Here is a 14,326-nt window from a genome sequence, read left to right as displayed (position 1 = left end):
TTATTTTAGTTAACACTCTCGAATGCGTATTTCCAAATATAAAGATTTATTTTGAGAATACAGCAATTCAGAGCATAAAAAAACTCGCATAACCTGAAGATTATGCGAGTTTTACATAAATATACCGAAATATTAGAAATCAGCATTTCTTGGTGTACGCGGGAACGGTATCACGTCACGGATATTCGCCATACCTGTTACAAACAATAACAGACGTTCGAACCCTAATCCGAAACCGGAGTGAGGACAAGTACCGAACTTACGGGTATCCAGATACCACCACATATCCTTCATCGGGATGTGCATTTCTTCAATACGGGTCATCAGCTTGTTATAGTCGGCTTCACGTTCGGAACCACCGATAATTTCACCAATTTTCGGGAAAAGAACGTCCATGGCACGTACTGTCTTACCGTCTTCGTTCTGCTTCATATAGAAGGCCTTGATTTCCTTCGGATAGTCAGTCAGAATCACCGGACGTTTGAAGTGTTCTTCCACTAAGAAACGTTCGTGTTCGGAAGCCAGGTCCACTCCCCAGTAAACCGGGAATTCGAACTTATGTCCTTTCGCAACAGCTTCTTCAAGAATCTTGATACCGTCTGTATAAGGCAAACGTACGAAATCATCTTTCAATACACCTTGCAGACGTTCAATCAAGCCTTTGTCGAACATATCGTTCAGGAACTTCACATCATCCGCACAGTTATCCAACGCCCATTTCACACAATATTTGATGAACTCTTCTGCCAAGTCCATGTTGTCTGTAATGTCGTTGAAAGCCACTTCCGGCTCAATCATCCAGAACTCTGCCAAGTGGCGGGGAGTATTGGAGTTTTCGGCACGGAACGTAGGACCGAATGTGTAGATAGCTCCCAAAGCAGTAGCCGCCAACTCACCTTCCAGCTGACCGGAAACAGTCAGACTTGCCTGCTTACCGAAGAAATCATCTTCATATGAGATAGAACCTCTCTCGTCTTTCTTCAAGTCATACAGGTTCATGGTAGTCACCTGGAACATCTGTCCGGCACCTTCACAATCGGAAGCCGTAATGATCGGCGTATGGAAATAGAAGAAGCCCTTTTCATGGAAGAACTTGTGAATAGCAATCGCCATGTTGTGACGGATGCGGAACACTGCACCGAATGTATTGGTACGCGGACGCAAGTGAGCAATCTCGCGCAAGAATTCCATAGAGTGGCCTTTCTTCTGTAATGGATATGTATTATCGCAAGTACCCAGCACTTCGATTTCACGAGCCTGTACTTCCACTTTCTGTCCGGAACCTACTGATTCTACCATTTCTCCGTTCACGCTGATACAAGCGCCGGTAGTAATCAGTTTCAGCATCTCTTCATCGAAATTAGCCAAATCTACTACGATCTGCAAATTATTTATTGTAGAACCGTCATTCAGTGCGATAAAGTTTACTTGTTTGCTACCTCTACGGGTGCGAACCCATCCTTTCACATTGACCATAGCGCCAATGTCTGTGCGCTTCAACAGGTCAACAATTTTTGTTCTACCAATCTTTTCCATTTAACTTACTTTGATTAATGAAGAATGAAGAATGAAAAATGAAGAATTTGGCTGTGCTATGCAAACACGCCCTGATAATTCTTCATGTTCCATTCCTCATTTTCAATTCTTAATTCTTCGTTCTTAATTCTTAATTCTTCATTCAAAAGATCCCATGCGGAGGTAGTTTACTTCTGCTTCCGACAGGTAACGCCAGTCTCCGCGACGCAGACCTTTTTTGGTCAGCCCAGCGAAGAATACACGGTCGAGTTTTACTACTTTATAACCCAGTGATTCGAAAATACGGCGAACGATACGGTTCTTACCGGAGTGAATTTCGATACCTACCTGGTCTTTCTTGAAATCATCTGTATAGCTGATCGCATCTGCATGGATTTCGCCATCTTCCAACTGGATACCAGCTGCAATCTGCTCCATATCTGCTTTAGTCAGGTTCTTGTCCAGATGAACATGATAAATTTTCTTCTTCAGGAATTTCGGGTGTGTCAGCTTGGAAGCCAGATCACCGTCATTCGTCAGTAACAGTACACCAGTCGTGTTACGGTCCAGACGTCCTACCGGATAAATACGTTCGTTGCAAGCGCCTTTCACCAAATCCATTACTGTACGGCGTTCCTGCGGATCATCCGATGTAGTAACGGTATCTTTCGGTTTATTCAGCAATACGTATACCTTGCGTTCGATGCTTACCGGTTCGTCGTGGAACTTAACCACATCCGAACGTTTGATCTTCGTACCCAATTCCGTTACCACTTCACCGTTTACAGAAACCACACCTGCTGTGATAAATTCATCAGCCTCACGACGGGAACAAACACCTGCGTTAGCCAGGAACTTATTCAGACGAATCGGTTCATTCGGATCAACGAACTGTTCCTTGTACTCGATCTGTTTCTTTACGCTATACTTAGCGTTCGGATCATAATCGCCGGTACGCGGACGAGGACGATATCCTCCTTGACGGTCGTTATTATATCTCGGACGATAACCTCCACCGCCGTTATTGCTGCGATAGCCGCCACCTTCGCCGTTATTGAAACGGGGACGATACGGACGATCACCACCTTCACGGTTGTAAGAAGGACGTTGAGGACGGTCGCCACCTTCGCCGTTATTAAAGCGGGGACGGTAAGGACGGTCGCCACCTTCACGGTTGTAAGAAGGACGTTGAGGACGATCGCCATAAGACGGACGCTCACCACCTTCGCCGCTATTGAAGCGGGGACGGTAAGGACGGTCACCACCTTCACGGTTGTAAGAAGGACGTTGAGGACGGTCATAAGAACCACCTTCGCGGTTGTAAGGACGTTGCGGGCGTTCACCTCCTTCATTATTGTTATTGAAGCGAGGACGATACGGACGATCTCCACCTTCACGATTGTAAGAAGGACGTTGGGGACGGTCGCCATAAGAGCGGTCACCGTACGAACGCTGCGGGCGTTCGCCTCCTTCATTGTTGGCATTAAATCGCGGGCGATACGGACGATCCCCGCCTTCACGGTTGTAAGAAGGACGATACGGACGTTCTCCACCTTCTCTGTTGTAAGACCTGTTACCATCACGGCCGGCACCTGTATTCTCTTCATTGAAAGAATTTTCGCGCCATTCTTCGTTTTCTGTGCTCATTTTTTTATTCGAATAAAATTAGACTTTGGCCTCACGGCCTATTAAAAAAACACGTTTATTATATAAGTAAACAATTAAAGCCCCGTATATGTATGGGGAGTGATTGCTCTTAACTCTTTTTTAATATCTTCGCTTACATTCAATTCTTCGATAAACTCTTTAATAGAACTTTCTGTAATAGCTTGGTTGGTGCGGGTTAACGCTTTCAAAGCTTCATACGGATGCGGATAAGCCTCACGGCGCAGGATGGTCTGAATAGCTTCTGCCACTACACTCCAACAATTATCCAAATCACGATAAATAGCCGGTTCGTTCAATAACAGTTTGCGCAATCCCTTCAAAGAACTTTGGATGGCAATCACGATATGACCGAAAGGTACACCGACATTACGCAACACTGTTGAGTCTGTCAAGTCACGCTGCAAACGGGAAACAGGAAGCTTCACAGCCAAATGTTCCAGAATAGACGTTGCTATGCCCAAGTTACCTTCTGCATTTTCAAAGTCAATCGGATTCACTTTATGCGGCATGGCGCTCGAGCCTACTTCTCCAGCTTTGATCTTCTGCTTGAAGTACTCCATAGAGATGTACTGCCAGAAGTCACGATTCATATCCACCATAATGGTATTGATACGCTTCATAGCATCAAAAACAGCAGAGAGGTTATCATAGTTCGAAATCTGCGTTGTATATTCTTCGCGTTCCAGTCCCAGTTTTTCTGCAACAAACCGATTGCCGAATTGTTTCCAGTCATATTGAGGATAAGCCACGTGATGCGCATTGTAGTTCCCGGTAGCACCGCCAAACTTAGCGGTAAGCGGACATGCTTTCAACATAGCCAACTGACGTTCGAGACGGTAAACAAATACCATCACTTCTTTACCCAGACGGGTAGGAGAAGCCGGCTGACCGTGAGTTTTGGCAAGCATCGGAATGTTAGCCCATTCTGTCGCATAGGTTTTCAACTGTGCAATCAGCTCTTCAATCAACGGGTAATAAACCTGCTCCAATGCCTCTTTGATAGAAAGAGGAACAGACGTATTGTTAATATCCTGAGAAGTCAGTCCGAAGTGGATAAACTCTTTATAGTCATCCATTCCGCCCATTTTGTCAAACTCTTCTTTCAGGAAGTATTCTACGGCTTTCACATCGTGGTTAGTTACACTTTCGATATCTTTAATGCGTTGTGCGTCTGCTTCAGAGAAGTTACGGTAGATATTCCGTAAAGTTTCAAACACGCTACTATCGATTCCTTTCAATTGCGGCAAAGGAAGTTCGCACAAGGTGATAAAATACTCCACCTCTACCTGTACACGGTATTTAATCAGTGCAAATTCAGAGAAATAAGCTGCCAAAGCTTTAGTTTTGCCTCTATATCGACCATCAATCGGGGATATGGCCGTTAATACATCAAGTTCCATACGTTTTCTTAGATAATTATCAGACTGCAAAATTAACTCTTTTTCCTGAGTTATAAGATAAAAGGAGAAAGAAAGTTTGTATAAAAGAGGTAAGAAATAAAAAAAGTCTCACGAATTTCTTCGTAAGACTTCCTTTTTGGTGTGGGCGTTGACGGATTCGAACCGCCGACCCTCTGCTTGTAAGGCAGATGCTCTGAACCAGCTGAGCTAAACGCCCTTGTTAATGAGCCGGAAGTGTTTCATTTTTTGTGTGGGCGTTGACGGATTCGAACCGCCGACCCTCTGCTTGTAAGGCAGATGCTCTGAACCAGCTGAGCTAAACGCCCGTACACTTCCGTTTCAAAAGCGATGCAAAGGTACGGCATTTTTTGAATTCTGCAAACATTTCATGTATTATTTTTCAAGAAAGTTTTTATCAAATAAAGAAACACTCTGATTATCAGCAAATAATAATAAAAACTTTTTTCTTGTCACTTTCACTTCTTCCGGTTCATCTAATAAACAGAACAAAATAAAGATAGTCGCACCTCTTTTTCTATCATTAATAATTAAAATAGAATCTGCAGGAAAACGAATTCCCAACAAAGATAGTAACGCAGGAACGCTTAAATCCGGGAAATAACTTTTCCGGTCAAACGTTAAACTACCTGTTTGCGAACAACACGTGCCGGATTCCCGACTGCCACACTGTCGTCGGGAATATCTTTCGTCACAACACTCCCCGCCCCTATCACACAGCGATTGCCAATCGTCACGCCGGGACAGATAATAGCACCGCCACCAATCCAGCAGTCTTCGCCAATCGTCACCGGATAAGCATATTCCTTAGAGCCTCTTCTTTCCAGATAATCCATCGGATGATGCGGCGTATAAATCTGCACACAAGGTCCAACCAGCGTATGGGCGCCTATCGTGATATATCCTCCATCCAGGAAAGTGCAATTGGCATTCACAAATACATGTTCACCCAATTTGATTCCGTCTCCATGATCGCAATGAAAAGGCGGGCAGATTATTGAAGTTTCAGGAATCTCCGGTACCAGTTCTTCCAATAATTCCCGATACCCCGCATCATAAGTGCTCATTCCCCGCATACGCGCCAGCAGCTTCTTGGCATGTTCAAAACGCACCTGCAATTCCGGCGCAGCCATATCAGCCAACTGGGTACTACGCATCTTTTCTACTTCCGTCATACTTTATATTTCTTTACCGTTAGTAAATACAAACTTCTTTTCATCCGAAAGAGATTCGTTAAATTCGAATCCTTCCCAGGAGAAGCTTTTCAAATCCTCCGGATTTTCGATTCTGTTCTTCAGAATGAACCGCGTCATTTCACCACGGGACATCTTGATATAGATCACTATCGAAGCTAATTTCCCGTTCTTCCACACCTGAAATTCGGGAGTAACGACACGTACTTCTCTCTCCACACGCTTCCAATCGAACAAACTTTTCATCTCGTCGCTAGCCAGATTGCAGAGTATGCCTCCCGCTTTCTTTATATCTTCGATGAAAACATCCGTCAGACAGGATTTCCAATAGGAGAACATGGTCTGATTACCCGGTTCCGGCAACACTACATCTCCTTCCAAGCGGTAGGAACGAATGACATCTAAAGGCCTCAACAACCCATAACAGAAAGAAGTCAACCGCAGATGTTCCTGCGCATATTCAAATTCTTCTTTCGAGAAATCTTTTGCATTCAGTCGCTTGAATACAATTCCGGTATAAGCCAGCAAAGCGGGCAGTTCCGAGGTGTCTTCTGCATGAAAAGCCTGATAACGCTTATAATTCTCCACCGCCATCTTAGCATTTATACGCAACAGACGTTCCAGTTCATCCACCGAAAACTGTGACATCTGCAAAGCAATCCCGGAAGCTTCTTTTTGAAATCGTGGAACTGTCGTCAAAGGTACTTTCACCTTTGAAGTCTCACTCATAGTCTTGGCACAAGATAGAAGTACTAACATTGTTTTATCTGATTTTATCTTTTCAAGAAACAAAAATAAAAAATAAATCGCTTCTCTTGCTGATGGATAGACAGATTCTACTTAGTTTCAACCAATAATTAACTTTAATCATTTATTAATAACAAAACACTCCCTATATAGAACACACTCTGATGTGCTATATTTACTAATAAAAAAGAAACTCCCCCTTTGGACAAACCAAAGAGAGAGTTCTCCTTATCTAATAGACAGCTAAAGCTGTTTTTATTTATATTCCTGCCAGCTCTTAATCTGAATATCATTCAGTTTCAATTCGCAGAATGCTTCGATAAAGGCACTTGCCAAACGAGCATTGGTAATCAACGGAATGTTATGATCGATTGCACCGCGACGGATACGATAACCGTTCGTCAACTCACGCTTGCTGTGATTCTTCGGAATGTTAACGATCAAATCAAACTTATGGTCAGCAATCATCTTCATGACGTTGTTCTCTGCACCCGGTTTTTCATCCGGCCAGTAAACTGGAGTCGTTTCTACACCGTGAGCGTTCAAGAAGGCAGCAGTTCCGGCAGTTGCGTAAATCTGATAGCCCTTAGCAAACAGCATACGGCTGGCATCCAGCAAATCTACTTTCGACTTCATTGCACCGGAAGAGAACATCACTGCTTTTTCAGGAATCTTGAATCCGGTAGCAATCATTGAATTCAGCAATGCTTCAGAGAAATCGTCACCGATACATCCCACTTCACCTGTAGAAGACATGTCTACGCCCAATACCGGGTCAGCCTTGTGCAGACGAGAGAAAGAGAATTGAGAAGCTTTTACACCAATCCAGTCGATATCGAATGCCGACTTATCCGGACGTGAGTATGGAGCATCCAGCATGATGCGGGTAGCAGTTTCGATAAAGTTACGTTTCAGAACTTTAGAAACAAACGGGAAGCTACGAGAAGCACGCAAGTTACATTCGATTACTTTCACTTCGTTGTTACGAGCCAGGAACTGGATATTGAACGGACCGGAGATATTGAGTTCTTTAGCAATCTGACGGCTGATCTTCTTGATGCGACGAGCTGTTGCAAAGTAAATCTTCTGTGCCGGGAATACCAAAGTAGCATCACCGGAGTGAACACCGGCAAACTCTACGTGTTCGGAGATTGCGTATTCTACCACTTCACCATTCTGCGCAACGGCATCAAATTCAATCTCTTTCGTATTTTCAAGGAACTGGGAAACAACAACCGGATATTCTTTAGAAACTTCGGCAGCCATCTTCAGGAAGTTTTCCAATTCTTCATCGTCATAGCAAACATTCATTGCTGCTCCTGAAAGGACGTAAGAAGGACGAACCAATACCGGGTAGCCTACTTTTTCTACAAATCCCTTCACTTCTTCAAGACTGGTCAGTTCCATCCAAGCCGGTTGGTCGATACCCAGTTGGTCGAGCATAGCAGAGAACTTGTTACGGTTTTCAGCACGGTCGATAGAAATCGGAGAAGTACCCAATACAGGAACCGACTGACGGTAAAGTTTCATAGCCAGGTTGTTCGGGATTTGTCCGCCTACCGAAACGATCACACCACGAGGTTGTTCGAGATCGATTACGTCAAGTACACGTTCGAACGAAAGTTCGTCGAAGTAGAGACGGTCGCACATATCATAGTCAGTAGAAACCGTTTCAGGGTTGTAGTTAATCATGATAGACTTGTAACCCAGTTTGCGGGCAGTCTGAACTGCATTCACCGAGCACCAGTCAAATTCTACAGAGCTGCCGATACGGTAAGCACCCGAACCTAGTACGACTACTGATTTTTCATTCTTATAATAGTTTACATCATAACCTTCCACTGCATAAGTCATATACAGATAGTTAGTTAGTTCCGGATGTTCGGAAGCAACTGTATTAATACGTTTTACAGCCGGGAGGATACCCATAGACTTACGATGAGCACGCACTGCCAGGTTTTCTTTCTCCATGTTTCCGGTTGGATTCAGTACGAAACGGGCAATCTGGAAGTCAGAGAAACCTAACACTTTAGCTTCACGCATTACATCGGCAGGTATATCTTCTACCTTATTATAAGTAGACAATTTCGCTTTGTAGTCTACGATATTTTTCAGTTTGCCAAGGAACCATGGGTCGATCTTTGTCAGGTCGTGGATACGTTCGATGGTGTAACCTTCTTCCATTGCTTGTGCAATGGCGAAAACACGCAAGTCAGTCGGGCGAGAAAGCTCTTTATCAAGATCATCAAAGTGCAGTTCGTCATTACCTACGAAACCGTGCATTCCCTGACCGATCATACGAAGGCCTTTCTGGATGATTTCTTCGAAAGAGCGACCGATAGACATGATTTCACCTACCGATTTCATGCTTGAACCGATTTCACGGGATACACCGGCAAACTTCGTCAAGTCCCAACGAGGGATTTTACAGATATAGTAGTCAAGTTGCGGAGCTACGTATGCAGAGTTCGGGGTTCCCATCTCGCCAATCTGGTCGAGTGTGTAACCAAGTGCCACTTTAGCAGCTACGAATGCCAACGGATAACCGGTAGCCTTAGAAGCCAATGCAGAAGAACGGCTCAAACGGGCATTTACTTCAATCACACGGTAGTCATCCGTTTCAGAGTTGAAAGCATACTGAATGTTACATTCACCCACGATACCGAGGTGACGGATACATTTGGTAGAAAGTTCTTTCAACAGAGCCAGTTCTTTATCATCCAGCGAGCAGGTGGGAGCTACTACAATTGATTCGCCGGTATGAATACCCAGCGGATCGAAGTTTTCCATGCTGGCTACTGTGAAGCAATGGTCGTTAGCGTCACGGATCACTTCAAATTCGATTTCTTTCCAGCCTTTCAAAGACTCTTCTACCAGAATTTGTTTGGAGAAAGCAAATGAGCTCTCTGCCAATTTCAGGAACTCTTCCTCATTGGCACAGATACCGCTACCAAGACCACCCAGTGCATAAGCAGAACGCACCATGACAGGATAACCAATTCTGCGTGCAGCAGCAATGGCATCTTCCATGTTTTCTACTGCCTGGCTGACCGGAGTCTTCATTTCTATCTCGTCCAGTTTCTTCACAAACAGGTCACGGTCTTCTGTATACATGATAGCTTCTACTGAAGTTCCGAGCACCTTTACTCCGTATTTATCAAGAACACCTTGTGTGTAAAGTTCAGCACCACAGTTCAATGCAGTCTGTCCGCCGAATGCCAAAAGGATACCATCGGGACGTTCTTTCTTGATAATTTCTTCTACGAAATAAGTATTCACGGGAAGGAAATACACTTTATCGGCAATACCTTCAGAAGTCTGAATGGTTGCGATGTTCGGGTTTACCAATACTGAGCTGATACCTTCTTCTTTCAAAGCTTTCAGTGCTTGTGAGCCTGAGTAGTCGAACTCTCCGGCTTGTCCGATTTTGAGTGCTCCAGAACCCAAAACGAGAACTTTCTTGATTTCCTTTTCCATTTCTTTTGTTGTTATAATAAGTTGTTATTTCTAAGTCCGTTCATAAAAAAAATGCGTTACCCTCAAAAAAGGATTAACGCATTACCAAAGAACTAAAATATTGTTTTTGGAAATAAGAGAAGAAGACTTTCGTTTCGGGATGAAAAACATCCGAATGTAAATAATACTTGCTTCTAATTTCCTGTTGATTCATTGTTGACTTCAAAATTTGTGCAAAGTAACGACATATTTTGCACATGACAAAAAGATATGTTCACTTTTTTACTGAAATAATTTACCGCGTTAATGAAACAGTCGTTTTTCCATTGGCTTTTAATGATTACATTCTTATCTTAAGCAGGCACAAATCATGAAGTAACTGCATTTTGATGTTTCTTTCAGTTTTTATCCTTATCTTTGTCGCCATTATATAATAAGGTAATAAATATGGGAAAAGAAAAAATCATATTGACGGGCGACCGTCCTACCGGAAGACTTCATATCGGTCACTATGTAGGTTCGTTGAAACGCAGAGTTGACCTGCAAAACGCAGGTGATTATAGTAAGATGTTTATCTTCATTGCCGATTCACAGGCATTGACAGACAATATAGACAATCCGGAAAAGGTGCGTCAGAATGTAATCGAAGTTGCTCTTGATTATCTGGCTTGTGGTATTGATCCGACTAAAGCTACGATTTTCATCCAGTCGCAAATACCGGAACTATGCGAACTTAGTTTCTATTATATGGATCTTGTCAGCGTATCCCGCCTGCAACGTAACCCGACCGTGAAATCGGAAATCCAGATGCGTAACTTTGAAGCAAGTATTCCCGTAGGTTTCTTCACTTATCCCATCAGCCAGGCAGCAGACATTACAGCATTCCGCGCAACGACTGTCCCTGTGGGTGAAGACCAGGAACCGATGCTCGAACAGGCTCGCGAAATCGTTCGCCGTTTCAACTATATATATGGTGAGACATTGGTAGAACCGGAAATCCTGTTGCCGGACAATGCAGCTTGTCTGCGTCTTCCGGGAACTGACGGTAAAGCTAAAATGAGTAAATCGCTCGGAAACTGCATCTACCTTTCGGAAGAACCGGAAGAAATCCAAAAGAAAATCATGAGTATGTATACCGACCCGGGGCATCTCCGCGTACAAGATCCGGGAAAAATTGAAGGTAATACGGTATTTACTTACCTAGATGCTTTCTGCCTCCCCGAACATTTCGAACGTTATTTACCGGATTATCCGAATCTGGCAGAACTGAAAGCGCATTATCAACGCGGCGGATTGGGTGACGTGAAAGTAAAACGTTTCCTAAATTCCATCATGCAGGAGACTTTGGAACCGATTCGCAATCGTCGCAAGGAGTTCAGCAAGGATATCCCTGCTATCTACGAGATGCTTCAGCAAGGCTGCGAAGTGGCAAGGGCTGCGGCTGCCGAGACTTTGGCTGACGTGAAGAAGGCGATGAAGATTAATTATTTTGATGATAAGGAATTAATCGAAGAGCAGGTGAAACGTTTCTCGCAAGAGTAAAAGATTTCGTCTGGGAATAAACATAATTATAAGGTAAAGGCTGCCCTTCTTTTGTAGAACAGGCAGCCTTTCTTATCGGATATTTTTCAAAGATTCAGTTTGTTTCTTCCTCGTCATTCTTGAACAACACATCCTTTAATTTCTGATAAAGGAATGAAAGTATCAGCAATATCAATCCCAGAATGATAAATACAATAATCTTGCCAATGGTCGGCATAGCCCATAAATCATCAAAGACGAGTTTGAGCAGGACTAATCCGAAAGTCGCAAGGCTCACCATACGGAGTAGTTTCTGATGCAGGCGCATGCCCAACCCCATTTGGACGAACCCGGCAATGCTTAATGAGAGTGACAGCCCGGCACTGAAATCGTCCACTCCTACTTGCCAAAGGAAAGAGCGTACCATTGTCAGCCAAAGGAGCGTGGCAAGAATATTCAGATATACGGTGAAACGGGATTTTATGCCGATTGATGTATAGTACATACGTGCTACATAATACAAATTCGCTATTACGAACACAGCTGTCAGCCATGGTAGTACAACAGGAGGGGAAGTCCATATTCTCTGGTCGCCCCATATATTTATAATATATACAAGTACGTTTGCCCCGATAGTCAAGATATAAGAAGTGAGATGTTTCGTTATCGGGAATCGTTTTCTGAAAGCATAGCAAACACTCGAAATGGATATGGCTGTAAACAAGAACATAGCTCCGCTTCTCGTCGCCCCTTCAAAATACAAATTGAATTCCATCATAAATGTATAATAAAGTATGATTACGGAGACGATAAGCATAAAAGGATTCCAGAAGCTGTATTTCAACCGGCGTGCCGTAGAGAAGAAGGAATGATAATATTCCATTAATAAAGCAAATGCTCCTGTCGCTAATCCCACAAACAAAGAGGTGGCAAATGAACTATTCAGAAAAATTGTATCTAAGGAATGATGTTCAAACATCACACTATACACATCCATCAAGTAAGAAACGAAAGTGAGTCCTACCAGAACTTTAGCCGCATACTCATATACTCTAATTTTCGACTTAACATAGAGCCACAACAGCAATACCATTTCCGATGCCCAAAGCAAGGTTATATAGTTTCCGTCCAGTTGAATCGGAACTGTAATGGAGACAAATGTCAGCACAAGCCCCAACGTGGTATGCACGAGGAATTTATATTCCTTCCTATTCTTCCACAACCAAAGAACCAGTCCTAAATTAACAAGAGCGATAAACAGGCTCAACAAGCCGCTTGCTTTGAAAGACAATCCCATATTCTGCAAGAATAAGGCTCCTGAAAGCAAATAGATAAAATTATTCGTTATAATGACGAATACTAATCCCCGGCTCATCGTCCGCATATTCTCTCCACGAAGGATAGAGAACACCGGAAGTAAAAAGATAAAATAGAACAGAGTAGCAAACCAAAACAGATGGTTCGAAATAACCGTAGAACTAGAGGTATAGTTAAACAAAAGAAAGATTCCCATTATCAGGCAAGTAAAGACAAATGAAATCATTGGAAGTTCACTCCACTTTTTATAAATGGAAAGTCCGAACATACCCAAGTTTAATATGCTCACGTAAGTGAACAGTACCAAATAACTTCCTTCCCCGCTACTCACTATGAATGGCGCAAGGAATCCTCCTACAAGAGAAATGATAGCCAACTCACGCCGATTATATACCACAGACAGAATAGACATAAACACTGTGACACCAATCAGAATGATAAAGGCCATAGTCTGCGAGAAAATATGATAATAATGGAAAGCAATGGCAACTGTAAGATAGAACACAGCGAAAGCACCACCCGCAAGCAGCGAACTGAAGGTTCGGTATTTCTTTTGCAACCGTTCGGCAACAGCCAGCAATACAGCTCCCGTCAAGAAACCAAGCACGGTACGGAAGGTTTCATTAATCCAGTTTTTATCAATGGCATACTTTACAAAGAAACCTACACCGATTACAAATATAAGGATACCAATCTTTCCGAAAAGATTCTCACCGATGAATTTTTCATAGTTCACCTGCTTCTTTTGTTTCGGAACAGTCGGGGCAACCGGAACAACCGGAGTAGCCGGAGTAACCGGTACAACTGGCACAGTCGAAGATTCAGCGGATTCCTTCCGAACAGCCTCTACGCAAACTTCCTCCATTCTTGTTTCAAGCGTCTTTTCAGGCGTCTTTTCCAATGTCTCACGGACAACTGCTTCAACAACCGGTTCGTGTTTTTCCTGAACAGCCTCTTCTCGTTGTCCGGTCTTTACTGCCTTAACATGCTCTGCCGCTTGAGGCATCACAGGAATATCTTTTGTTTCTTTTTCTGATATTTCCTCTTTCGGCTTGGAGGCTTCAGCAACAGAATTTTGCTGAACCTTGAGATAATCTTCCATCCGTTTCTTTATCTCATTCAACTCTTTCTCTATCTTTCCGAAGCGATTGTCCAACCTACTCAATAAAATAAATAACATAACTAAAACGAGTAGTGCATATACGGTATTAAAGTCGTCCATAATATTCCAGATTTGAGTTCTATAGCACAAATATAGATAATTATTAATAGCTCCAATCAATTGTTATTAAATTATTTGGATTATCCCAACAATGCAATTTTACATCAATTGCATAAATCAGGATACAAATCCTCTAAATCAGGAAAAAAATCTCCTCATTTTATAAAAAAGAATAGAGCTTACAAATTTCAAACAATTATACGGCTTTTATTCTTCTTTTTCCTATCTTTGCCACAATATCAATAAAAATCACACAAATTATTCACTTA

General features: G+C 42.9%; 8 protein-coding genes and 2 tRNA genes. 1 reads left to right on the top strand and 9 read right to left on the bottom strand.

Annotation, left to right across the window (positions count from 1 at the left end; translation table 11 throughout):
• Window positions 1-132 precede the first annotated feature (132 nt).
• The 8 genes from asnS to carB form a co-directional block, all read right to left on the bottom strand.
• Window positions 133-1,536, bottom strand: coding sequence for an asparagine--tRNA ligase (gene asnS, locus HMPREF9009_RS07435; RefSeq protein ID WP_004297192.1), 1,404 nt, complete (start codon window positions 1,534-1,536; stop codon window positions 133-135).
• Window positions 1,537-1,674: 138 nt separating this feature from the next.
• Window positions 1,675-3,162, bottom strand: coding sequence for a pseudouridine synthase (locus HMPREF9009_RS07430; protein WP_008641865.1), 1,488 nt, complete (start codon window positions 3,160-3,162; stop codon window positions 1,675-1,677).
• Between the two features lie 74 nt (window positions 3,163-3,236).
• Window positions 3,237-4,583 (bottom strand): adenylosuccinate lyase, encoded by a 1,347-nt coding sequence (gene purB / locus HMPREF9009_RS07425; protein ID WP_049701810.1) that lies wholly within the window; start codon window positions 4,581-4,583, stop codon window positions 3,237-3,239.
• A gap of 142 nt (window positions 4,584-4,725) precedes the next feature.
• A tRNA-Val gene (locus HMPREF9009_RS07420) sits at window positions 4,726-4,800 on the bottom strand.
• Window positions 4,801-4,834: 34 nt separating this feature from the next.
• Window positions 4,835-4,909: transfer RNA gene (locus HMPREF9009_RS07415), tRNA-Val, on the bottom strand.
• 312 nt (window positions 4,910-5,221) lie between these two features.
• The gene (locus HMPREF9009_RS07410) at window positions 5,222-5,776 is read right to left on the bottom strand and encodes a sugar O-acetyltransferase (RefSeq protein ID WP_049701809.1); all 555 of its coding nucleotides are present in this window, start codon (window positions 5,774-5,776) and stop codon (window positions 5,222-5,224) included.
• Window positions 5,777-5,779: 3 nt separating this feature from the next.
• Window positions 5,780-6,553 carry a peroxide stress protein YaaA gene (yaaA, locus tag HMPREF9009_RS07405; protein ID WP_049701808.1) on the bottom strand — a complete coding sequence of 258 codons (774 nt, stop codon included), beginning with the start codon at window positions 6,551-6,553 and terminating at the stop codon, window positions 5,780-5,782.
• 243 nt (window positions 6,554-6,796) lie between these two features.
• Window positions 6,797-10,018: a carbamoyl-phosphate synthase (glutamine-hydrolyzing) large subunit gene (carB, locus tag HMPREF9009_RS07400; RefSeq protein WP_004314378.1), complete on the bottom strand. Its 3,222-nt coding sequence runs from the start codon at window positions 10,016-10,018 to the stop codon at window positions 6,797-6,799.
• A 426-nt stretch (window positions 10,019-10,444) separates the two neighbouring features.
• Between carB and trpS the strand changes: the two genes are divergently transcribed.
• A complete protein-coding gene (trpS, locus tag HMPREF9009_RS07395; RefSeq protein ID WP_004314379.1) occupies window positions 10,445-11,539 on the top strand; it encodes a tryptophan--tRNA ligase in 1,095 nt (364 codons plus the stop codon).
• Window positions 11,540-11,633: 94 nt separating this feature from the next.
• Here trpS and HMPREF9009_RS07390 read toward each other — a convergent pair whose 3' ends face one another.
• Complete coding sequence (locus tag HMPREF9009_RS07390) at window positions 11,634-14,057, bottom strand: DUF2339 domain-containing protein (protein ID WP_049701807.1); 2,424 nt, start codon at window positions 14,055-14,057, stop codon at window positions 11,634-11,636.
• Window positions 14,058-14,326 lie beyond the last annotated feature (269 nt).

Origin of the sequence: Bacteroides sp. 3_1_13 (assembly GCF_001185845.1) — a bacterium.
In the GTDB taxonomy this organism is placed as follows: Bacteria; Bacteroidota; Bacteroidia; order Bacteroidales; family Bacteroidaceae; genus Bacteroides; species Bacteroides xylanisolvens.
Note: the sequence above shows the minus strand (reverse complement) of the source record. Positions and strands in the feature narration are given on the sequence as shown.

Coding starts and splice junctions, on each gene's coding strand:
- carB (WP_004314378.1), bottom strand. CDS start 10,018: ATGGAAAAGGAAATCAAGAAAGTTCTCGTTTTGGGTTCTGGAGCACTC.
- HMPREF9009_RS07410 (WP_049701809.1), bottom strand. CDS start 5,776: ATGACGGAAGTAGAAAAGATGCGTAGTACCCAGTTGGCTGATATGGCT.
- purB (WP_049701810.1), bottom strand. CDS start 4,583: ATGGAACTTGATGTATTAACGGCCATATCCCCGATTGATGGTCGATAT.
- trpS (WP_004314379.1), top strand. CDS start 10,445: ATGGGAAAAGAAAAAATCATATTGACGGGCGACCGTCCTACCGGAAGA.
- HMPREF9009_RS07390 (WP_049701807.1), bottom strand. CDS start 14,057: ATGGACGACTTTAATACCGTATATGCACTACTCGTTTTAGTTATGTTA.
- yaaA (WP_049701808.1), bottom strand. CDS start 6,553: ATGTTAGTACTTCTATCTTGTGCCAAGACTATGAGTGAGACTTCAAAG.
- asnS (WP_004297192.1), bottom strand. CDS start 1,536: ATGGAAAAGATTGGTAGAACAAAAATTGTTGACCTGTTGAAGCGCACA.
- HMPREF9009_RS07430 (WP_008641865.1), bottom strand. CDS start 3,162: ATGAGCACAGAAAACGAAGAATGGCGCGAAAATTCTTTCAATGAAGAG.